Here is a 21,995-nt window from a genome sequence, read left to right as displayed (position 1 = left end):
TAAAACAATATCGCTAACCCTAATTTTACAACGCGTTTTAGTTAATTGTTTCTAACGTTTCACATTTAAAATGCTGTTTTTCTTTTTTCTTTGGTGGTTGCGTTTTTAAGCCACTATTTTTTGCTTTTAACATCATGGTCGATAGCTTATTTTTTTCGGCTGCAATAGTTTTTCTCATTGCTTTATCTTTTACAAGGTCGAAATAAACAGCCCCATCAATAATTGTTTTTTCGGCTTTTGTGTATATAGATAATGGATGATCTGTCCATAAAACCAAATCTGCATCTTTACCTACTTTTATACTTCCTACTCTGTCATCGATATGTAATAATTTGGCTGGGTTAAGAGTAACAAATTTTAAAGCATCTTCTTCGCTAACACCACCATACTTTACTGATTTTGCTGCTTCTTGATTTAATCTACGCGACATTTCGGCATCATCACTATTGATGGCTGTGATCACACCTTGATTATGCATTATGGCTGCATTGTAAGGAATAGCATCATTTACTTCAAACTTATACCCCCACCAATCGGAAAATGTGGATCCACCAACGCCATGAGCGGCCATTTTATCTGCTACTTTATATCCTTCGAGAATATGAGTGAATGTATTTACTTTAAAATCATATTTCTCTGCAACTTTCATTAACATATTAATTTCACTTTGTACATACGAGTGACAACTAATGTATCGTTGGCCATTAAGTATTTCGACAATAGTTTCCATTTCGATATCTTTTCGATATGGTTTTCCGCTTAGTTTTATTTTTTCATATGCTTTTGCTCTATCAAAATAATCTATAAAAAGTTGTTCGACTCCCATTCTAGTCTGCGGAAAACGTGTAGTACTGCCCCAGTTACTTTGTTTTACATTTTCACCCAATGCAAACTTTATAAATTTTGGAGGATTCTTATAGATAAGGTTTTCGGCATTTTCTCCCCATTTTAATTTCAAAATGGCCGAGCGACCACCTATAGGGTTGGCGGATCCGTGTAATATTTGAATTGAAGTAACTCCCCCAGCCAAGTTTCGATAAATATTTATATCATCAGGAAAAACCACATCTTCGATAGTTACCTCGGCAGATGAGTTATGTCCGGCTTCATTAATGGCATCTGCTGCAATATGAGAATGTTCGTCAATGATTCCTGCAGTTATATGTTTTCCTGTTGCATCTATTATTTTGGCTCCGTTAGCATTCAGATTTTTTCCAACTGCCGAAATTTTACCATTTTTAATTAATACATCAGTTTCAACCAAAATACCATCTATTTCATTAGTCCATACCGTTGCATTTTTAAATAGAATGTTTTCGGGTACTGGTAACTTTGAATTGCCATAAGCTATATTTGGGTATGAAACAGGTAGTACTTCTGGTTTTTCTTTTGTGGTAGATGCATCTATGTCTTTCTTATCTAAAGTGTCTTCTTTAGGTTTCTTTTTGGCAGTAAATGTTGTTTCTGTACCATTAGGTAGAATTGCTTTACCACTCCAAAATTTTGGGGTATTGCCTAAAGCAGTTACGATACTGGTGTACTGCGTTTTTAAGGTGTCAGCATCTGTAAAAGTCAAGGTTATCCAATCATCTTTATAATCAATTTTAGAACCTAAACTAACTTCTCCAAATTTAACTTCTGCTTTTGGGGCAGAAGGTTTGCCAGAAATGGATATATCATAAGATTTTCCGGCAAGTATAAGTTCGTAATTACCATTTATATCTTGGATATTCATATCATTAATGATGTTCTTACGACCTTGCACCCAATTTTCAAAAATGATGTTGTCTTTTGTAAATAGCTCATTTTCAGTAATTAAGAAATTAGCATAAGCCCCTTTTTTGATACTTCCTAACACATCACTTTTACCTAATATTTGAGCGGGAATAGTTGTTAAACTTGCTAAAGCAGTCTTTTTGTCAAGGCCATATTCTATAGCCTTCATTATTTTCGTATTAAGATCGGTGAGTTTTTTTAATTTATGAGTAGTTATAGAGAAGGTGATACCATTTTTTGATAATACAGAAGGATTTGTAGGAGCTTGATTCCAATGCTTCATATCCCCTAGACTTACTAAATTTGCCATAAAAGGATCAGATACATCATATGCTTCAGGAAAATCTAGAGGGATGATATAAGTGGCATTGGTAGCTTTTACTTTATCAATCCGGGCGTATTCATCACCTCCACCTACAATTGTATATTGAATATTAAATTGATCTCCTACTTTATCAGCTCTAAGACCATTGATTCTACTTTCAGCTTCAAAAATTTGAGGTAAATTTTTATTTCTATTTAACGCTTCAAGAGATAAATCTTTAGTATTGACTTTACCTAAAGTATACCAACCGGCATCATGATAAACCTGTCTGAGTAATGCCATTGCTCCCATTAACGAGGTGGGGTAAACTTGTTTGCTCGTATTACTCTTTTTAAAAGAGAGGAGTTGAGAAGATCGATCACTTAATAATCGTTCTCCGGCCGTGCCTTCATTGTTTAAGGCGATCAATAATCCTGTACCTCTAATTATTCCGTCCGGCATGTGAGTATTAACGACTCCAAATCCTTCAGTTATATATTCGGTAGCTTTTTTATTGTCATATTTAAAAGTGGTAAGTGCGCTGGTCTCTGGTCTAATATGATCATTCCAATAATAACCTTCTCTTGTTGCTTTCCAATTTAGTTTGGCTCCTGGACTAAATATGCTTCCACCTTGACTTTTTGGTTTTTTTATACCAAAACTGGTAAAGGTATCAATAAAAGAAGCATAGATATGCTTTCCTTTGAGATCAATAATTACACTATTTTCGGGAATCGGTATATTACTTCCTACTTGTGTAATCTTTCCGTCCTTAATGATTAATGTTCCATTCTTAATTTCAGAACTCGGTGTTGTATGAATAATGGCGTTTTTAAAAACAGTGTAATTTGTATCGGTTGTTTTTACACCGTTGTTTTTTGGGAAATATTCTTGAGCGTAAAAATTAAAGCACCAACATACCACGACTAGTGATAATAGAAGTTTTTTCATAGAATTTGTGTAAAGTGTTTGAATCGATTTTAAAGATAGTAGTTGGAGTAAATATAGCTGAAATATTGGGAATTATTTAACAGCATAACTATTATGCTTAAGTGCTATTTGGATGCTAAAGGATTTATTTTGTAATAATTTACTAATAAGGCAACTACGTAGCTATACGTATCAATACCATTAGGTTGATTGTTAGCTTTTAGATAGCTGTCATATGTGCTTTTAAAGATCGGTTCTAATGGATTTTCATAAGATTCCCAAAACTCATTTACTTCTCGATAATTTTTTCTAATTCCTGGCCTTAATTCTTCTATTAAGCAAATTGCTTTTTCTTCATTTCTCAAATAAAGGTCATTTATACAAAATTTGAGAGCGAATGTGGTACCGCTGTAATTAAAATAATCATCGGTATAATTCATTGTTGTAAGAGCAGCAATAAAGTTGGCTTCGTTTTCTTTGGCAAAACCTAATTGATGGGCCTCCTCATGACAGCTTGTGGTAGGAGCCTTATAATTTAAAATTAACCCATTGATTTGAGCCTCATTAGTAATAGGATTCAAGTAACCACTAAACCCCATATAGGTAAGAGGTATACTTAATATAGATTTTTTAATGCTTTTTGGATGATAATTTAATTCTGGAATAATATCATTTAGTTGATCATAGGCAGGGATAGTTTTTTGAAAGATTTCTTCTTTTGAGTAAGGCATTTTAATGCTAAGAGAATCATTCGATTCTAATTTTTTATGTAGCGCATTCGCTTCTGTAATTAACGCTTCTGTAACCTTTATGAGTTCCTGTTCGGTATATTGATCATCTATCTTTAATATTTCATGTAATGGTAAGCGATAATAATTCATTCCCCATAGAATATGAAAAGAGGCATAAACAATGGATAAAGTAGCACCAATGTCTAATAATACCTCTTTCCAAATTACTTTTTTTCGAAATATTTTTAGGATGATGAATCGAATGAGCATGATAATCAAAACCGAATATAAAATATCTCCAAAAGAAAAAGGAATCCACCCAAATACGTACCGAAGTATTTTTGATATGTAAACAAAAATACCATTACTATATAAGCGTTCAATAATTTCTGGAAAAAAAGAAATGATCTTTATTAGTATAACCTGGACAGGTAATAGTATGGTGAGATATAATTTTGTTTTTGATTGCATAAAATAAAAATATAATACATTGGTAAAACTACAACATTTAATATATCATTGTGTTTAAGATTATCTTAATATAGTACATTTGCGAAAATACAATGATACACTTATGAATTCAGAAATAAGAAATATAGAACCTCAAGCACTTTGGAATAAATTTGCAGATCTAAATGCAGTGCCACGCCCTTCTAAAAAAGAAGAGAGAGTAATTGCGTTTATGAAAGAATTTGGGGAGTCTTTAGGGTTGATCACAGAAATAGATAAAGTAGGTAATGTACTCATTAAAAAACCTGCAACACCAGGAATGAAGGATCGAAAAACTGTTGTAATGCAATCCCATCTTGATATGGTTCATCAAAAGAATGCGGATACTCAGTTTGATTTTGATAGCCAAGGAATAGAAATGTATATCGATAATGATTGGGTACGAGCAAATGGAACTACTCTTGGAGCGGATAATGGATTAGGAGTAGCAACAATTATGGCTATTTTAGAATCTACAGAACTAATACACCCTGCAATTGAAGCATTGTTTACCATAGATGAAGAAACGGGTATGACAGGAGCTATGGGACTCGAAGGAGGTTGGTTGCAAGGAGATATCTTATTAAATCTAGATACAGAGGAAGATGATGAAATAGGCGTTGGGTGTGCAGGAGGAATTGATGTAACAGCAAAAAGAACGTATAAGCAAGAGGTTGTCCCAGAAGGAAAAATAGGATATTCGATCTCGGTTAAAGGACTTAATGGAGGACATTCTGGTATGGATATTCATAAAGGATTAGGGAATGCTAATAAAATTATGAATAGATTACTTTTTGACGGGTTTGAAAATTTTGGTCTCCAAGTAAGTGAAATTAAAGGAGGAAGTCTTAGAAATGCGATTCCTAGAGAGAGTTTTGCCTTGATAACCGTAGATGCAATTCAGGAAGAAGCTTTTGAGTTTGAGATTAAAGAATTAATCAAAACTATAAAAAATGAACTCGTTATTGTAGATCCTAAATTAGATATTGAGATAAAGAAAACCGATTTACCTCAAAATATAATGGAGTTAGGAGTGCAAGAAGGAATATTAAAAGCATTGTATGCAGCTCATAATGGAGTATATACGATGAGCGCTTCGATTTCTGATCTGGTTGAAACATCTAATAATATAGCCAAAGTAACAATTGGTAAAGGAGAAATAACCATAGAGTGTTTGACCAGAAGTAGTGTAGAGTCTTCTAAAACAGATTTAATGAATAAGCTTAGAGCAACTTTTGAGCTTGTTGGTTGTGAAGTAACCACTAGTGGTGATTATCCTGGATGGGCACCCAATATGGATTCTCCAATATTAAAAGTAATGGATGCTTTGTATCAAGAATTATATGGAGAAAAAGCACATGTAGCCGCTTGTCATGCAGGATTAGAATGTGGTATTTTGGGACAAAATTATCCGGATATGGATATGATTTCGTTTGGTCCTACAATTTTAGGAGCACATTCTCCTGATGAAAGAGCTAGTATATCATCGGTACAGAAATATTGGAAATTTGTAAAAGAAATTTTAAAGAATATTCCTAAAAATTAAATTACGTTTTACTTTAAACAAAAAAAACATCCTGATAAAATCAGGATGTTTTTTTTGTTTAAAATTATCTAACCTTTATTCAGGTTTTGCTACAATCTCTACAATTTCAAGCTCAAATATTAGATCAGTATTAGGAGGTATTGGTCCAGTGCCTCTTTCACCATAAGCCAGATGTGAAGGAAGGAAAAGTACGGTTTTGTCGCCTACATTCATTAGTTGCGCTCCTTCTTTAAAACCAGCGATCATTCTAGCATCTGGAGAGTATGGCATTGGTATTGGAACATAACGACCGTTACCTCTTAAAATACCATGTTCTTCGGCTTTTTCACGAATATTCGTATCAAAAGCTCTTCCATCTGTAAAATATCCAGCATAGTTTACGTTTACTACATCTGTTGGTTTAGGTTTTACACCATCTCCCTTAGTAACAAAGGCTATTTCTAAACCACTTTCTAGTTTTGTAGCAGTTGCTTTTAACTCATTGAATTTTTTGGCAATGGCGGCACTTTTTTCTTTTATTAATTTTTCTTTTTCAATGCGTTCTTCTTCGATTCCTTTTAGTTTATCTGTAAAAAGACCATTGGCATCAAAAGCCTTCGCATCTTTACCTTTACGAATGATATTTACTTCAAGCATTTTTATTTCGCTGGCAGGTTTATCACGTGGTCCAGTTTTGGTGACTCCAATACTGTCTATAACATCTTGACCAATAACAATTTCTCCAAAAATAGTGTGCTTTCCATTTAACCAAGGAGTATCTTTAAGGGTGATAAAAAACTGACTTCCGTTGGTATTAGGGCCAGAATTTGCCATAGATAAAATACCTTTCGATTTATGAGAAAGAGAATCTACAATCTCATCAGGAAATTTGTATCCAGGATCACCAGCTCCGGTACCCAAAGGATCACCTCCTTGAATCATAAAGTCTTTGATAACTCTATGAAAAACAATACCGTTATAGAATTTTTTACCTGCATAAATACTATCAACCATAGAATGTGTACCTTCTGCTAAGGCCACAAAATTGGCTACAGTAATTGGTGTTTGTTTGGAGTATAGTTTCGCTACAGCAGTACCTTGATTTGTTATTATTTCTGCATAAATACCGTCTTGTAAATCTGGGTATTTTTCATCGCAACTACTAAAAGCTAAAGAAACGATAGCTAAGAATAAAAGATTTAATTTTCTCATTTTTTAATACTAGTTAATTTTCTGTTGTTGACTCTTTTGTGATTTTATTTAATGTTACTTCACTTACTAACGGAATATTTGTTCCAATCTTATTATCATCACCATAATATCCATATGCTTGATAAGATGGAAATAGAAAGGTTACAATTTCACCTTCTTTCATTAATTTTAAACCTTCTCTAAGTCCTAAAAAAAGTTCTTCTTTATCAATACGATAGGTGGTGGTGTTTAACTCTTCTTGAGTGTAAATAACATTCCCATTTAAATCTTTTACATTGTAATCGAAATTTACAATGTCACCAAATTTTGGAGTAGTAGTAGATGTTGTATCTTTTTTATTGTAAAAGTACCAAAACCCTCCTTTGGATGTTATGTATTCATTTATGGTATCCTGATCTATTATTTTTTGAATTCTTGCTTCTTGTTTAGCAGCAAGTTGTTTATTTCGATTAATAGATTCATTAATAAAGGAACCAGATTTTATGTTTACAGGTCTTCTAGCTTCGGGAGCCTTACAAGAAAAGAATAATAAGAAAAGACCAATCATGTAAAGAATTGTTCTCATTGATTCAGGACATTTTTATAAGACGGTAAGATACTAATAAATTTATCAACGGTATCCGATAAAGAGAGATTACTTTTACCTCCTGCAGCATTATGGTGCCCTCCTCCTTCAAAATGATCTCTAGAAAATTCATTTACAGAGAAATCTCCTTTTGAACGAAGTGAAATTTTAATAATTCCGTCTTTTTTATTTTCAATAAAAATGGCAGCAAATTTTATCCCATCTATAGATAGTCCAAAGTTAACAAAGCCTTCTGTATCACCTTTTTTGAATTTATTTTGATCTAATTCTTTTTGTGATAAAGAAATGTACGCTACTTGATATTCTGGTAAAACTCTAAGGTTATTTAACGCCACTCCTTTTAGTTGTAATCTAGATATGGTATTGGTGTCATATATGTTTTCATGAATCTTAGTATTATCGGCACCTTTATCAATTAGATCTGCAACAACTCGATGTGTGGTACTTGTGGTTGACCTAAACCTGAAAGAACCTGTGTCGGTCATGATTCCCACGTAGATACATGTTGCTATCTCCGCAGAAATCATATCAAGATGATCTAATTTTTCGATAAAATGATAAATCATTTGACATGTAGAACTCATAGTTGTATCACTAAACATAAATTTAGCATAATCATCTGGTTGTTGGTGATGATCAATCATGAGGAATACAGCATTCGACGATTTAAGATCATTTTCCATTTCTCCACTTCGTGATAATAAATTAAAATCGAGTGTAAAAATAAGATCAGCTTCCTTAATTTTAGATTGTGCTAATGGTGTGTCTAAACTAAATTTAACAATATGTTCTTCTCCGGGAATCCATTTCAAGAAATCGGGATACTCATTTGGCATTATAACTGTTGACTGATGGCCAAGAGATAAAAGGTAATGGTGCAAGGCCAAAGAAGAGCCAATCGCATCTCCATCTGGATTTTTATGAGCCGTAATAACTATGTTTTTAGGAGTAGTTAATAGCTCCTTTACTTCTTTAATATTCATAAGTGAGCGAAGATACAATAAATAATATTTTGGTAATATTAGATCAGTTAGTTTTGTATGAATTCCTTAATTATTACCTATGAAAAACATAAAAATTCTGTTCCTGATAAACATAGCAATGATACAATTGGTTTTTACTCAAACCAATAAAGCAAAAAACATTGATGATTTTGTCATAGCTTTTGGAAGTTGTAATAAACAAAACAGTCCGCAACCTTTCTGGAAAAATATCATAAAACAAGAACCAAATGTATTTATTTGGGGAGGAGATAATATATATGCAGATTCTGAGGATATAACAAAAATAGCAGATGATTATACTATTCAAAATAGTAATCCTGAGTATAGAAAGTTGAAAGAGCAAGTTCCTGTTATGGGCACTTGGGATGATCACGATTATGGTAAAAATGATGGGGGAGTAGAGTGGAAGATGAAAAAAAAAAGCCAGCAGTTGTTTTTAAATTTTATGGGACTACCTAAAAATGACCCGGCTAGAATACAAGAAGGGATATATACCTCTAAAGTATTCGAAATAGAGAAAGGAAGTATAAAAGTAATTATACTTGATACAAGGTATTTTAGAACTCCTTTAAAAGAAAGTGAGAGTGAGGATAGGAGATACGATCCGTACATGAATAATGAAGGTACTGTATTGGGAGATGAACAATGGAAATGGTTAGAGAAAGAATTAGAATCTAATTATTCTGATTTTGTAGTAATAGTAAGTAGTATTCAGTTTTTATCATCAGAACATGGTTATGAAACTTGGGGTAATTTTCCTCATGAGGTAGAACGGCTTAAGAATATACTTGTTAATAAGGCCGTCAGAAATGCTATTATTTTAAGTGGAGATCGACATATTTCCGAATTTTCAACAATCAAAATTGATAAATTAAAATATCCTTTAATAGATTTCACCTCTAGTGGGCTAACACATGCGTATTCAAGTTTTAAAGGAGAATCTAATAGCCTTAGAGTGGGTAGAGTTATTTCTAAGCCAAGTTATGGGATATTAAGATTTAACTTAGATACATATAATGTTACCATGGAAATGAGAGGAGAAAATGACATTGTATTGCAAGAATATAAGAAGCAATACCCCAAAAACTAAAGCTTTATAATTTCTTTTATCATTAGTATGAAACCACTTTCTTTCAATAATTCTTGTTTTTGATCCTTTTATAGCTAATTTTGCACAAAAATTTAGAAATCGGATGTATCCGATATAATGATTTAAAAAATTCTTCTTGAATTAGAAGCAGACAAAAAAAATTATAATGGCAACAAACAGAACTTTTACAATGTTAAAACCGGATGCGGTTAGAAAAGGATATATTGGTGCAATCCTTGAACAAATTACAGCTTCAGGTTTTAGAATTGTGGCAATGAAATTAACGCAACTAACTACTAACGATGCTAAAGCATTTTATGAAGTACATAAGGAACGTCCGTTTTATGGAGAGTTAGTAGAATATATGACTAGTGGTCCTATAGTAGCTGCTATTTTAGAAAAAGAAAATGCAGTAGAAGATTTTAGAACGTTAATAGGTGCAACTAACCCAGAGGAAGCTGCAGAAGGAACGATTCGTAAGAAATTTGCTACTTCTATTAGTGAGAATGCTGTTCATGGAAGTGATAGTGATGAGAATGCTGCGATCGAAGGAGCTTTTCATTTTTCAGGAAGAGAGCAATTCTAGGAAAATATATTTCAATAATAAAAAAGGCTGTTCACGAAGTGAACAGCCTTTTTTATGTTTGTATTTTTTATTTGTCGAGTAAAAAATAAATAATGTAATGTGCCCGGATAGTCACTACCAAAATACCCTGAAACTTATATTTGGTGTAATACCTAAAGAAAATACATCGGCATTGATAAGTTGATTGTTTAAAGAATTGGTGGTTCTAAACTCCCGATTTAATATATTCTTTCTATCATAAATATTAAGCACAGATAATCCTAAACGGTATTTTGTATTAGAATTTTGACCGATATTAAAATCATAAATTGCAGAAAAGTCTAATCGATGATATACAGGTAAATTATTACTATTGATTTCGCCAAATTCTAATACTACAATATCACCAGTATCATCGACTCCAGAAATATTAGTAAAAGCTTTACCGGTATGCCAAAGCCATCCCAAAGAGAATTGGAAATTATTTATTTTGTAGAAATGAGACCATTTTACAGTGTGTTCTATATTCCAATTACCAGGAAAAAAATCATCTCCGTTAATATCTTCAAACTTATTTTGTGTGTTTATGTATGAATAACTAACCCATGTTTTGTAATTTTTAAATCTCTTTTTTAAAAATACATCAACTCCAAAAACTTTACTTTCTCCATTATGATAGGTGTTATCTATTGGATTTATAAAACCAGCGGTTAGCGATGTGATATCATCTATTTGTTTATAATAACTATCAAAATCTAGATACCACTTATTTTTTTTAAAACTACTACCAAAGGTAAATTGATAACTAGAGATTATCGGGAATTGCTCATTATTGGCTAAGGTCCATACTTGATTTTCTAGAGATAAATTACTTACTACAGATTCTTGAATTTGACTAGTAGCTTGGCTTCTATATTCTGCACTAGTATTAATAGTCCAGTTTTTGGTAATATTTTTCTGAATAAAAACCCTAGGCTCTATAAAAGATTTATCAAGCTCAGCATAATGATTAAATCGTACTCCTGCCGAAAAATAAAAATTTTTCGGGTTTTCAAACTTATACTCTGAATAGAATGCATGTGTATTTAAAAATTGATCATCCTCATCTAAGATCAATTCGTAGTCGGGCGTATTTGTAACGAAAGCATATTGTATAGAATTGTTTGAGTATTGGTACCCTCCTGATAGGCTTTGATATTCAGAAAATTTATATTCTAAATTTAACTGAGCTCCATAATCACGTACACTATTCTTCTTACTTTCAATTTCAACAATACTTCCTAAGTTTCTTGTTATAAATTGATAATTTAAAAGATACTTTGTGTAATACCCATTTATGTCTAAAAAGACTTTGTTGTTATATGAGCTTTTCCAACTAATGTTATATCCTTCATTTTCGGTTATAAGATCATCATTTAAAGATTCCATATCATCACTTCGTTCAAAATCTAGATCATTTTTACTGTATATCGTATTAACTTCTATTTTTTGATTCAATGCAGGTTGTATGATTAAATTAGCATTATAGTCTGCATAGAAAAAATCATTCTCTTCATTGTTTAACACAACAGTCTCTGCAATTTTTGTATTTTGAAACACGCGCTTCGAGAGTTGTTTGTACGTAAATGTTTCTAAAATATCGGTATATGATCTTCTGCCGGATATTTGTAGAGATACTTTGTCTTTGATAATAGGGGTGTGAATAACGGCATCGGCATTAATCATATTAAATCCTGCTCCCCCTGTAAAACGTTTGGCTACTTCATTTTCTGAAGTTATATCGATTACACCAGCAATACGATCTCCATATTTTGCACTAACACCACTTTTAGAAAAATTAACTTCTTTGGCTACATAAGGATTAAAAACCGAGAGCATACCAAAAAAATGCCCTTGATGATATGTTTTAATTCCGTTCCAGAGTATTAAATTTTGGTGTGGAGTACTTCCTCTTACAAATAGACCCGAAGCCGTCTCATTTGGATTATTTACGCCCGGAGTGAGTTGCACACTTTGTAAAATATCAGGCTCTGTTCGTCCAGGAAGAACTTCCACATCGTTTAAATCAATGTTGATTATTTTTTTGTTTTGAGTTATCCCTTTGGCAATATATTCTTGAATTAGAACCGCTTCTAAGGCTTCTTCTTTGGTATGTGATAAAAATATTTTAATACATTCACCGTTTACAAAAGATTCAGAATTAAGAACATTTTGTCTAAACCCAGGAGCGCTAATTAGTATTGCAGAATTATAGGGTATTCCTGGATGTTCAAAATACCCACTTTCATCTGTGGTGCTATTTGCTCGGATTGCTTTAAAAAACACGCCAATATTTTTAAGAGGCTTGTTTTCTTCGTCTAAAACATATCCACAAATTGGGATATTATCTTTTCTTCCGAAAGAGCTTATAGTGACAAAATTATTTCCGGTAATTCGAAATTTAAGAAATGCTTGCTGTTGTAATTCTTTAAGTACGCTTTCTAGAGGTGAAGAGCGATTTATTTTGGTGGTTATTGTTTTATCTTCTACCAAATTATCAATAAAAGAAAATTTAACCGAGTACTGTTGTTCTATAACCGAAATCACTTCAGACAGAGGAGTGTCTTTAAAAATAATAGGTTCTGTCACTTCTTGTGAATACACAGATACACCCCATAAAAAAAAACATACACATAAAAATCTTGTCATGCTATTATTTTTCTAGTACCACGGTCTTGCCATCTTTCGATATGCTATAGTCCATGCCTAAGGTACTAAAAACTGTTCTAAGAGCAACTTCTTTGTTGTTGTTCGGGAATGTTCCCGTATATATCGTTTTGAGATCGATATTAGATTTTTGTATTTGTATATTATATTGTTTTTCAAGTTCTTCAAAAACATATTGTATAGGTATGCTTCTAAATGAACTAGTATGTGTTAACCAAGTGGGTTGATGTCCTGAAAAATTCCAGTTTTCGGGAGTGTTTTCAAGATTTCTATATGCTTTTCCTGCTGTGAGTACTGCTGTATGATTTTTATTGACTACACTTACTTTACCTTCAAAACACTGTACTGCAAAGAACGAGTTTTGAGATTGAACATTAAATTGAGTACCAAGTACAGAGACTTCACCACTCTTGGTAGATACAGTAAATTTACTTCCTTTCTTTACTTTAAAGAAAGCTTCTCCTTGTAGTGAGACAAGTCTGGTTTTTTCCCAGTTTTCTTTATCAAAAATAGCTTCAGATCTAGCATTTAAAATCATTTCTGAACCATCAGGAAGTTGTACTGTTAATGTTTCTCCGTAGTCAGTAGAAAAAGATTCATTTGGTCCAAATAAAAATAGACCAAGAATAATTGCAATAGAAGCAGCTGCCGCAAAATAAGGCCACAGCTTTATAACAGAACCGGTTTTTTTAGGAACCTTTTGATGTCGTTTAGATTTTAAAGAAGAAAGTTCATCGTCAACATCATAGCTTCTTAAGTCAAGAGCATCTGCACCAGCCATAATTTTGGCATAATGCTTATACTCCGGATGGGCTTGAAACTTCTGAAGTTCTTCTTCAGAAAGCTCTCCGCTAATCCATCTTGATAAGAATATATCGTCTTTTTTATCGTCTAACATAACTTTTATGTATATAATGAGAACGCCTTATCTTCATATTACCCTACCCCTATAGTGTTAAAAAAATCAAGTTTTAGGTTTTATCGTTAAAAAATGTACTATTTATAATAACTTTTTTCTGTGGTATTATTGTTTTCAGGAACTAAATATTCCCAATTGTTTTTCTTAATGCTACTAATGCCTTGTGCATTAATTTCTCTATTGCTTTTACCGAAACTCCAGATAATTCTGCAATTTCTCGATATGTTTTTTTGTCAATTCTACTTAAAAGGAAAACTTCCCGCTGTCGTTCGGGCAATGCAGCAATTGCATTTTTGAATTTTTCCATATACTCTTTTTCAAGCATTATAAACTCTGGTGATTCTTGGTTAATATCCGTTTTACGTTGCGTAACATAATCTTTGTACTTAAACCTCACTTTTTGATGACGGGTAATACTTATACCAAGATTAGTCGCAACAGTATACACGTAGCTTTTGGCTTTATCCAGATTTACTTTGGAGCAGTTATTCCATAATTTGATGAATGAGTCCTGAACAATATCTTCTGCTTGATCAAGGTCCCCAAATTTGTAATATACATAGTTTCGCAAAAGCTTAGCATGGCTTTTGAAAAACTCATCGAATACTTTTTCGTTACATGTGGAACTCTTATCAGACATCGGGGGTGTAAAATGAATGCCAAATCTAGATTTTTTTTCTAAGCTTTCAAAAAAATAAAAAAAATCAAGGGTAGGGTATACAAATAAAACTTCGTTCTATTTACGTTATAACATTTCACAACTCAATTGAGTAATTGCATAAATCTTGAACTTAATTTAAAATTAAAATGAAAAATCTTAAAACTTTGAGCATGCTTATGCTTGGACTTATTCTTACTTTCTATTCTTGTGATGAAACTGATGATATAGATCAAAACTCTGATTGCCCAGAATTGTCATTTAAGCAAGATGGTAAAGTGTTAACTGCCGACTTTGAAGGGATAGAAAATTTAGACGTTTACGAATGGTTTGTAGATGATCAATTGGTTGAAACTGAAAGTTCTCAAAATCAAAGAGACAATAAGTTAAATTTAGAATCTTACAATCCTGGCACTTATAATGTTTGCATAAAAGCCGAAACAGAAGATTGCCCAGAAGGAGCAGAATTCTGTAAGGAAATTGTTATTGAAGAAGGTAATAATCAATCTTGCCCAGAACTAAAATATGAAAGAGATGGTGATTACCTAATCGCTAATTTTGATGGAATCGATACTCTGGAGTTTTATGCTTGGAGAGTCACTGGCGAGCCTTTAGGTAATGAGACTATTATAGAAAACGAAGGAACCGATAATCAAGGAGATAATAAATTCTCTCTCAAAGATTTAGAACCAGGTGTGTATGATATTTGTCTAATTTCAGAAGGACCTAGTTGTACCAATGCCGAACCTTTTTGTAAAGAAATAAAGATTGATGATAGTAATACAAACGATTCTTGTCCTGACTTATCGTTTATAGTCGAAGGACAAATGTTGTTTGCGAATTTTGCAGGGATAGACCAACTACAAGTATACGAATGGTTTGTTGATGGGCAATTAGTAGAGACCGAGGATCTACAAAATCAGGATAGAGATGATCTGTTGGACATAAGTTCATACAACCCTGGTACGTATAAAGTTTGTATAAAAGCAGAAACCAACGATTGTCCTAATGGAGTAGAGTTTTGTGTAGATGTAGAAATTCCGACACCACAACCTGTAGATTGTTCTGTATTCGATATATTATATTTTGCAACGTCAAATGCAGAGTTTGTCGGTGCTAAAGTGATTAGTATTGGAGTAGATCCAAACACTGTAGTTTGGTCTATAGATGGTGCTCAAGTAACACCAACTTCGGCTACTGGTCATATATTAATTTTACAAGACCATCTTACACAGGTAGGCAAGTATGAAGTATGTTATAAAGCCGAATCACAAGATTGCGGGATTTTAGAAAAATGTATTGAAATCGACTTTAAGGGGCTTTAATGCCTACGGTTTAATACAAATAGAGATATATAATATAGTGAAGCAGTTTTCGGACTGCTTCACTTTTTTTATTTATGTGTATCGACATGTTAAAAGCTAAAAAAAAACTCTTTAGAAACTAATATGGCCGATGTGTGTTATCACACGCTAATGCTTGATTTTTGTAGGAATTTAACAGGTTTAACTATGGTAATTATTGTTTTTTTGTAAGAAAGGGGGTAGGGTATCTTTTCTATAGGGCGTTTCATTTACAGAAGCCTACTATAGCTTTTGGAAAAACAAATAACCCTAAAATTATTTACGATGAAAAAATTTAGTACTTGGTTGATAACGATTTTTGCTGTGATATTAGGATTTACTTCTTGCGAAGTAAATGAAGAATTTGATACTTGTCCTGAGATAAGTGTTGTTGTAGAAAATGATCCTGGTAGTGCAGTGTACCGTTTTGTTGCACAATTAGACGAATTAGAAGATATACGATTTACCTGGACGATCGATGATGAAGAAATCGCAACAGGAAATATTGATAATATTATTGGTGAGATCTTGGATTATAGATTCGAACCAGGAAAACATACTGTTTGTGTGAAGGTGGCTAATGATGATTGTCCTATCCAGGTGTGTAAAGAGATCGATGTGGTAAGAGACGAAACAGACCCTTGTCCGGATATGTTTTTTGATAGTAGAACCTATGAGAGACCATCTACATATAAGTTTATAGCAGACTTTGAAGGTATTGAGAGAGTAAATTACGGATGGTATGTTAACGGAGATCTTGTTGAAGACTCGAGCCCTAATGAGCGTAATTATTTAATTTGGAATTTTGAAGAACCTGGAGTATATGAGGTTTGTATCAAAACTGAAACAGATGAATGTCCAGAGGGAACTTCATATTGTAAAGAGATTAGAGTAAAAGAAACTGATTTGGCTTGTCCTGAGATTTCTTTTGAAAAAGGTTTGAAACCAGATACAGAGAGTACTTATGTTTTTGAAGCTGTAATTGAAGGAACAGATGAGGTTAGCGAAATACTATGGTTTGTAAATGGAGAAGAAATAGAAGCATCTACAGATCAACAAGGTGGAGCAAGAGTTGTAGAGCAAGAGTTTAGACCTGGAGTATATGAGGTATGCCTTAAAGTAATTACTCCTGATTGTCAAGATGGAGTAACATATTGTAAAGAAATTAGAATAGAAGGAGATTGCCCAGACTTGGCTTTTGAAGCAGAACAAGATGGAGATAATGCAGCATACTATTTTTATCCACGAGCTTTTGAAGGGATCGATGATATTACCTTAGGCTGGTTTGTAAATGGTGATTTTGTAGGTAACTCACCAGATTTTCCTCATAACAATCCATTTTACTATCAATTTAACGGACCTGGAAGATATGAAGTGTGTTTAATGATCGAAACTCCAGAATGTCCTAATGGTTCATCTTTCTGTAAAGTTATCGAAATTGAAGGCGATTGTCCAGATTTGTTTTTTGAATATGATCAAGAAGGGGATACTCCAGGATATAACTTCCGTGCGAGTTTTGAAAGAATGCAAGATACATCATACGAGTGGACTATAAATGGAGATGTAGTAGATAGAGAAATTGTAGATGGTAATGAAGATAAAGACGATTATATGTATTATCAGTTCGAACCGGGAACATATGAAATCTGTATCATAGCAGAAACTCCTAACTGTCCTGAAGGTGTTAAGTATTGTAAAACTCTTGTAATAGAGTAATACAACCCAGAATAATATTAATAATAAGTTAGTTTAGGTTAGATTAATTAGGTTATCCCCGAGAGTATTGCCATATACTTTCGGGGATTTTTATATTATTTTGATCCAAGTAAAAGAATTAATTAGGATCTTTCGTGTTTATATTTTAGAATGTACTTTTAGTATGTAACTAAAATTTTATACATTCATTGACTATAATTTATGAAAAGAAGGGGTAGGGTGTAATGTCTTTAGTACGTTACATATATATAAGATAAGTATATTTTGAAAGTAGATATAACATATTTTAAGATAGTATTACTGGCACTTATTGTGATGGTTAGTTCGTGTGTAGAGGATGATTCATTCTTTCCGGATGAGACTGGCGAGATTACTTCTACAGTTGCATTAGTAACAATACTTAATGAACTCGGTGCTGACCAGTCTATAATTTCAGATGGTGATTTATGTTTTGCTTTTCAGTATCCAATAGTGTTAGGGTATAATAATGATTCTACTATTAGGATTGAAAGTTTTCAGGGATTACTTAACGTGATTTCTGGACAAAGTGATAACTTTAATATAACAGGGTTACAATTTCCTGTACAGATTAAATATAGAGGAAATGATGCAGTGATCACTATCTCTAATGAAGTTAATTTATTAAATATAATTAGAGAATGTGAGTTCGATACTTTTAGGGATGATTTTAATACCCTTTTTAGACAGTGCTTTAGGTTTGACTATCCTCTCACAGTATTCGATGCGCAAAATGCAGAATTTACAATAGAAAATCAAGAAGGTCTTGTGCGCTTTATAGCAGATCAAAATGTAAACTATCAGCCTAATTTTAAGTTTCCTATTAATGTACTTGTTGGACCTAATTTTACACCAACTCAAGTAGCCACGTATTTCGATTTTTATGAGATCATTAATGATTGTGTAGGTTGCCCAAATATTAGTTTCGATATAGAATTAGAAGGAAACAGTCTTTATCAAATTATTTCCAATTTTGAAATTAGAGATGAGTTTCAGGTTTTTCTTGTTGTTAATGGAGAAACAATAACCGATGCTGTTTTGGATGGCAATGTATTTGCACGAGAATTTTTGCCTGGAACTTATGAAGTTTGTGTTAAAGTAATTAGTCCAAACTGTCCTGAAGGGAAAAAAGTGTGTGAACAATTAGTGGTTGAAGAAATATGTCCTGAGTTGGCATTTGTATCCGAAAGAGAACAAAGTTCATTGCAATATAACTTTACGGCTAATTTTCCTGGGATAGATCAAATATCATATGATTGGCTAGTAGATGACCAGGCCATAGAAGTTGGAGATGGTGGTGCTAATGGAGATAATATATTTACTTTTCAATTTACTCCGGGGATTCATAACGTATGTATAATAGCAGAAACTGAATTGTGTCCAAATGGCACAAAATTTTGTCAAGAACTAATAGTCTGTCCAGAATTGTTTTTCGAGGCAGAACAGCAAGGGAATACGAACTCATATACCTTTACGGCTAATTTTTCGGGCATGCAGGATATTACATATGACTGGACAATTAATGACGAGTTTCAAGAAACAGATGGTGGTGCCAATGGAGACAATACATTTACATTCGAATTTAATCCAGGAGCTACGTATGAAGTATGTATTACTTCTCAAGTAGAAGGCTGTACTACAGAGAATGTATTTTGTGTTAACATCACCGTTCCTTAATAAAAATCTTATCTAAGAACTAGCTTTTTGATCAATTCTTTACCCAATTCCTCATTTAAATTAGAGATAATTTTTTGTTTACCGTAGCTAAGTTCTTCTCGTAAAACAGAGGAGGTAAGTTGAATAAATAAAGTATCTCTTTCTAACTTAATGTTTTGAGTGTATTTAGTAATAGCAGGTCCCATAACACTTTCCCAAACATCTTTTATAGCTACTTTATCCAATCCTTTTTGAAGATTGTTGTCGGTTACAAAGTCTTTTAAAACTTCTTCTAAACTTTGATGTTCTTGGTGACGTTTTGCCATTATAATTCTATCTTTTTGTAGCGCTTATAAAAGTACGTATTTCCACTTTCATTTTTTATGATAATTTGACTTTCTTTTGCTGATATGATAGTTTCTCTCCAAGAATCAAGAGGTGTTTTATAATGTATCCGTAAACTGTCATCTTCCACCTTTAGAAGAAAGGTTTCGCTGTCTTTAGTAACAATAAAACTTCCATTAAGTCTGGGTTGTACTTTCTTTCTAATACCAACAGAATCATTTACTTCAAAAAAATCTATACTTTGATTAAACGTATACTCTTTTTCACTTCCATCGGATAACAAGACACGTTCAATTTCCCAATAACCAGTTATATGTTTTTTATATTCTTCTGGATTTGATGAGGTGCAAGAAAGTAATGTTCCGCAAAGGATATATAATAAAATGTTTTTTATCTTAAGCATGGCCATTTTCAAGTTTAATGATCTTATAAGATTGTGATATTTTTTTCACCACATCTTCTGTTCGATCTGCATGAGTGTCACTAATAAAAAGTTGTCCAAAGTTTTGGTCATCTACTAGTTTTATGATATGTTCTACTCTTTTTTCATCTAGTTTATCAAAAATATCATCTAGTAATAGTATCGGATTAACATTACTTTGTTTTTTGATGAAATCAAACTGAGCAAGTTTTAAAGCAATCAAAAATGATTTTTGTTGCCCTTGGCTTCCAAATTTTTTGATAGGGTGTCCATCGATTTCAAAAGATAAATCATCTTTATGGACTCCCACACTAGTATATTGTAACATTCTATCTTTTGCAAGATTTTGTTCTAATAATATAGACAAGGAGGTTTCTGATAATTTACTTTGATAAGATAAAGAAACTTCTTCTTGCCCAGAACTAATTGCATGATATCGATTAATAAATATCGGGATAAATGTTTCTAGAAAAGCAGCTCTTTTTTTGTGAATAATACTTCCAAATTCATCAAGTTGAAGATTATAAATTTCTAATTGAGTAGGGTCAAATGTATTGTTAGCACTAAAATATTTTAATAAAGAATTACGCTGTGATACAATTTTAGAATATTTCAATAAGGTAGAAAGATAGCCAGAGTCACTTTGAGAAATTACTCCATCAATAAATTTACGACGAGTATCACTACCTTCGGTGATAAGGTCTCTATCTGCCGGGGAGATAATAACAAGAGGTAAAAAGCCAATATGTTCACTAAAAGTATCATAGGTCTTGGCATTACGCTTAATCACTTTTTTTTGCCCTCTTTTGGCGCTTACAATTACTTTTTCATCTCGCTCATCCTTTTCATAATGCCCATCTATCACAAAAAAATCTGAGGTATGCCTTATATTTTGACTAGTAATTGGGTTAAAATAACTTTTGCCAAAAGATAAATGATATATAGCATCAAGAATATTGGTTTTTCCGACCCCATTATTTCCAACAAGACAGTTTATCTTGTGGTCAAATTCGAAATTGATGGCTTCAAAATTTTTATAATTGATTAAAGAAAGAGATTTTAAAATCATAAAACACTGACGATCAAGGAATCGTAACTTTAATAAAATTCGCAATTAATCTGCGCAAATTATTGAAAAATAATAAATAGTTGTGCTTTTAATTATGAATAAAAATTTTATTTTTGCCCTTCATTAAAGAAAATTTATGGCAACTTACAAGAAACGAGGATACAAACCAAAGAATAAAGCTGAAGAAGTTGAACACATTGAGGATAACTCGACAACAGCTGAGGTGTTTAATACCTTGGATGAAGGTGCTTCTAGAACCGAAGAATGGGTTGCAGCTAACCAAAAGTATATACTTGGTGCTGTTGGTGTTATTGCACTTGTGATATTAGGATATCTTGGATTTCAAAAATTCATTCAAGAGCCCAAAGAACAGGAAGCGGCAAACGAAATGTTTAAAGCACAGCAGTATTTTGATCTTGCAGTTAATGGAAATTCAAATACACGTGATTCGATATACGGTTTAGCTCTTAACGGAGGAGAAGGTAAGTATGGTTTTTTAGAAATCATTGAGAATTACGGTGGAACCAAAGCTGCTAATCTTGCAAATTATTATGCTGGATTTTCGTATTTAAATACGAACAAATATCAAGAAGCAATTAATTATCTTGATGAGTTTAAAAGCGATGATGAAATGTTAGGTCCTTTGGCTTTAGGTGGTATTGGAGATGCTTTTTCAGAATTAGATCAGACAGGAGAAGCATTAGGATATTACGAAAAAGCTGCTCAAGCAAAAGTGAATAACTTTACAACACCAAAATTTTTATTGAAAGCTGCAATTACTGCTATTTCTTTAGATAAAGGTGATATAGCAATTCAATATTTGGAACGAATTAAAAATGAGTTTCCAAAAAGTGTAGAGGCCAATCAAGTAGATGTTCATCTAGGAAAAGCCCAGGCATTGAAAAAATAGTTTACAGTTTGAAGTTTCAAGT

General features: G+C 32.6%; 18 protein-coding genes. 7 read left to right on the top strand and 11 right to left on the bottom strand.

Features of this window, described 5'->3' with window-relative positions:
* Window positions 1-37: 37 nt before the first annotated feature.
* Complete coding sequence (locus DK508_RS09150) at window positions 38-3,031, bottom strand: amidohydrolase family protein (RefSeq protein ID WP_109300442.1); 2,994 nt, start codon at window positions 3,029-3,031, stop codon at window positions 38-40.
* Between the two features lie 104 nt (window positions 3,032-3,135).
* The gene (locus DK508_RS09145; RefSeq protein ID WP_109300441.1) at window positions 3,136-4,212 is read right to left on the bottom strand and encodes a DUF3810 domain-containing protein; all 1,077 of its coding nucleotides are present in this window, start codon (window positions 4,210-4,212) and stop codon (window positions 3,136-3,138) included.
* Between the two features lie 103 nt (window positions 4,213-4,315).
* On the opposite strand from DK508_RS09145, the gene DK508_RS09140 reads away from it, so the two are divergent.
* A complete protein-coding gene (locus DK508_RS09140) occupies window positions 4,316-5,776 on the top strand; it encodes an aminoacyl-histidine dipeptidase (RefSeq protein ID WP_109300440.1) in 1,461 nt (486 codons plus the stop codon).
* Between the two features lie 75 nt (window positions 5,777-5,851).
* Here DK508_RS09140 and DK508_RS09135 read toward each other — a convergent pair whose 3' ends face one another.
* From DK508_RS09135 to DK508_RS09125, 3 genes are read right to left on the bottom strand one after another with little or no spacing between them, the layout of a single operon-like run.
* A complete protein-coding gene (locus DK508_RS09135; protein WP_109300439.1) occupies window positions 5,852-6,967 on the bottom strand; it encodes a peptidylprolyl isomerase in 1,116 nt (371 codons plus the stop codon).
* A 13-nt stretch (window positions 6,968-6,980) separates the two neighbouring features.
* On the bottom strand, window positions 6,981-7,532 hold the full coding sequence (gldI, locus tag DK508_RS09130) for a gliding motility-associated peptidyl-prolyl isomerase GldI (protein WP_109300438.1): 552 nt from the start codon (window positions 7,530-7,532) through the stop codon (window positions 6,981-6,983).
* Window positions 7,529-8,536, bottom strand: a complete 1,008-nt coding sequence (locus tag DK508_RS09125; protein ID WP_109300437.1) for a bifunctional oligoribonuclease/PAP phosphatase NrnA — start codon at window positions 8,534-8,536, stop codon at window positions 7,529-7,531. Before DK508_RS09125 ends, gldI begins: the two co-directional genes overlap by 4 nt.
* Before the next feature lie 79 nt (window positions 8,537-8,615).
* On the opposite strand from DK508_RS09125, the gene DK508_RS09120 reads away from it, so the two are divergent.
* Both DK508_RS09120 and DK508_RS09115 read left to right on the top strand, forming a co-directional pair.
* Window positions 8,616-9,647, top strand: a complete 1,032-nt coding sequence (locus tag DK508_RS09120; RefSeq protein ID WP_109300436.1) for an alkaline phosphatase D family protein — start codon at window positions 8,616-8,618, stop codon at window positions 9,645-9,647.
* A 166-nt stretch (window positions 9,648-9,813) separates the two neighbouring features.
* Window positions 9,814-10,233, top strand: coding sequence for a nucleoside-diphosphate kinase (locus tag DK508_RS09115; RefSeq protein ID WP_109300435.1), 420 nt, complete (start codon window positions 9,814-9,816; stop codon window positions 10,231-10,233).
* 114 nt (window positions 10,234-10,347) lie between these two features.
* Here the strand turns inward: DK508_RS09115 and DK508_RS09110 are convergent, their stop codons facing one another.
* The 3 genes from DK508_RS09110 to DK508_RS09100 form a co-directional block, all read right to left on the bottom strand.
* Complete coding sequence (locus DK508_RS09110; RefSeq protein WP_109300434.1) at window positions 10,348-12,900, bottom strand: FecR domain-containing protein; 2,553 nt, start codon at window positions 12,898-12,900, stop codon at window positions 10,348-10,350.
* 4 nt (window positions 12,901-12,904) lie between these two features.
* On the bottom strand, window positions 12,905-13,816 hold the full coding sequence (locus tag DK508_RS09105; protein WP_109300433.1) for a FecR family protein: 912 nt from the start codon (window positions 13,814-13,816) through the stop codon (window positions 12,905-12,907).
* 142 nt (window positions 13,817-13,958) lie between these two features.
* Window positions 13,959-14,477, bottom strand: a complete 519-nt coding sequence (locus tag DK508_RS09100; protein WP_109300432.1) for an RNA polymerase sigma factor — start codon at window positions 14,475-14,477, stop codon at window positions 13,959-13,961.
* 167 nt (window positions 14,478-14,644) lie between these two features.
* Between DK508_RS09100 and DK508_RS09095 the strand changes: the two genes are divergently transcribed.
* The 3 genes from DK508_RS09095 to DK508_RS09085 all read left to right on the top strand — a co-directional run bounded on the left by DK508_RS09095 (window position 14,645) and on the right by DK508_RS09085 (window position 19,249).
* Window positions 14,645-15,820, top strand: a complete 1,176-nt coding sequence (locus DK508_RS09095; protein WP_160114631.1) for a hypothetical protein — start codon at window positions 14,645-14,647, stop codon at window positions 15,818-15,820.
* A 303-nt stretch (window positions 15,821-16,123) separates the two neighbouring features.
* On the top strand, window positions 16,124-17,554 hold the full coding sequence (locus tag DK508_RS09090) for a hypothetical protein (RefSeq protein WP_109300430.1): 1,431 nt from the start codon (window positions 16,124-16,126) through the stop codon (window positions 17,552-17,554).
* A 264-nt stretch (window positions 17,555-17,818) separates the two neighbouring features.
* Window positions 17,819-19,249 (top strand): hypothetical protein, encoded by a 1,431-nt coding sequence (locus tag DK508_RS09085; RefSeq protein ID WP_109300429.1) that lies wholly within the window; start codon window positions 17,819-17,821, stop codon window positions 19,247-19,249.
* A gap of 8 nt (window positions 19,250-19,257) precedes the next feature.
* Here the strand turns inward: DK508_RS09085 and DK508_RS09080 are convergent, their stop codons facing one another.
* Genes DK508_RS09080 through DK508_RS09070 form a run of 3 tightly spaced genes read right to left on the bottom strand, consistent with a single transcriptional unit; the run spans window position 19,258 to window position 21,063 of the window.
* Window positions 19,258-19,554 carry a DUF721 domain-containing protein gene (locus tag DK508_RS09080; RefSeq protein WP_109300428.1) on the bottom strand — a complete coding sequence of 99 codons (297 nt, stop codon included), beginning with the start codon at window positions 19,552-19,554 and terminating at the stop codon, window positions 19,258-19,260.
* Window positions 19,554-19,976, bottom strand: a complete 423-nt coding sequence (locus DK508_RS09075; protein ID WP_109300427.1) for a lipocalin family protein — start codon at window positions 19,974-19,976, stop codon at window positions 19,554-19,556. The genes DK508_RS09080 and DK508_RS09075 overlap by 1 nt, the downstream gene beginning before the upstream one ends.
* Window positions 19,969-21,063 (bottom strand): DNA replication/repair protein RecF, encoded by a 1,095-nt coding sequence (locus tag DK508_RS09070; RefSeq protein ID WP_109300426.1) that lies wholly within the window; start codon window positions 21,061-21,063, stop codon window positions 19,969-19,971. Before DK508_RS09070 ends, DK508_RS09075 begins: the two co-directional genes overlap by 8 nt.
* A gap of 136 nt (window positions 21,064-21,199) precedes the next feature.
* Between DK508_RS09070 and DK508_RS09065 the strand changes: the two genes are divergently transcribed.
* A complete protein-coding gene (locus tag DK508_RS09065; RefSeq protein ID WP_109300425.1) occupies window positions 21,200-21,973 on the top strand; it encodes a tol-pal system YbgF family protein in 774 nt (257 codons plus the stop codon).
* The last annotated feature ends 22 nt before the right edge of the window (window positions 21,974-21,995 follow it).

This window comes from Aquimarina sp. AU474 (genome assembly GCF_900312815.1).
In the GTDB taxonomy this organism is placed as follows: Bacteria; Bacteroidota; Bacteroidia; order Flavobacteriales; family Flavobacteriaceae; genus Aquimarina.
This window is presented reverse-complemented; position numbering and strand designations above follow the sequence as displayed.

Bases quoted from the DNA above. Each gene is read 5' to 3' on its own strand.
- DK508_RS09150 (WP_109300442.1), bottom strand. From the start codon at position 3,031: ATGAAAAAACTTCTATTATCACTAGTCGTGGTATGTTGGTGCTTTAAT.
- DK508_RS09145 (WP_109300441.1), bottom strand. From the start codon at position 4,212: ATGCAATCAAAAACAAAATTATATCTCACCATACTATTACCTGTCCAG.
- DK508_RS09140 (WP_109300440.1), top strand. From the start codon at position 4,316: ATGAATTCAGAAATAAGAAATATAGAACCTCAAGCACTTTGGAATAAA.
- DK508_RS09135 (WP_109300439.1), bottom strand. From the start codon at position 6,967: ATGAGAAAATTAAATCTTTTATTCTTAGCTATCGTTTCTTTAGCTTTT.
- gldI (WP_109300438.1), bottom strand. From the start codon at position 7,532: ATGAGAACAATTCTTTACATGATTGGTCTTTTCTTATTATTCTTTTCT.
- DK508_RS09125 (WP_109300437.1), bottom strand. From the start codon at position 8,536: ATGAATATTAAAGAAGTAAAGGAGCTATTAACTACTCCTAAAAACATA.
- DK508_RS09120 (WP_109300436.1), top strand. From the start codon at position 8,616: ATGAAAAACATAAAAATTCTGTTCCTGATAAACATAGCAATGATACAA.
- DK508_RS09115 (WP_109300435.1), top strand. From the start codon at position 9,814: ATGGCAACAAACAGAACTTTTACAATGTTAAAACCGGATGCGGTTAGA.
- DK508_RS09110 (WP_109300434.1), bottom strand. From the start codon at position 12,900: ATGACAAGATTTTTATGTGTATGTTTTTTTTTATGGGGTGTATCTGTG.
- DK508_RS09105 (WP_109300433.1), bottom strand. From the start codon at position 13,816: ATGTTAGACGATAAAAAAGACGATATATTCTTATCAAGATGGATTAGC.
- DK508_RS09100 (WP_109300432.1), bottom strand. From the start codon at position 14,477: ATGTCTGATAAGAGTTCCACATGTAACGAAAAAGTATTCGATGAGTTT.
- DK508_RS09095 (WP_160114631.1), top strand. From the start codon at position 14,645: ATGAAAAATCTTAAAACTTTGAGCATGCTTATGCTTGGACTTATTCTT.
- DK508_RS09090 (WP_109300430.1), top strand. From the start codon at position 16,124: ATGAAAAAATTTAGTACTTGGTTGATAACGATTTTTGCTGTGATATTA.
- DK508_RS09080 (WP_109300428.1), bottom strand. From the start codon at position 19,554: ATGGCAAAACGTCACCAAGAACATCAAAGTTTAGAAGAAGTTTTAAAA.
- DK508_RS09075 (WP_109300427.1), bottom strand. From the start codon at position 19,976: ATGCTTAAGATAAAAAACATTTTATTATATATCCTTTGCGGAACATTA.
- DK508_RS09070 (WP_109300426.1), bottom strand. From the start codon at position 21,063: ATGATTTTAAAATCTCTTTCTTTAATCAATTATAAAAATTTTGAAGCC.
- DK508_RS09065 (WP_109300425.1), top strand. From the start codon at position 21,200: ATGGCAACTTACAAGAAACGAGGATACAAACCAAAGAATAAAGCTGAA.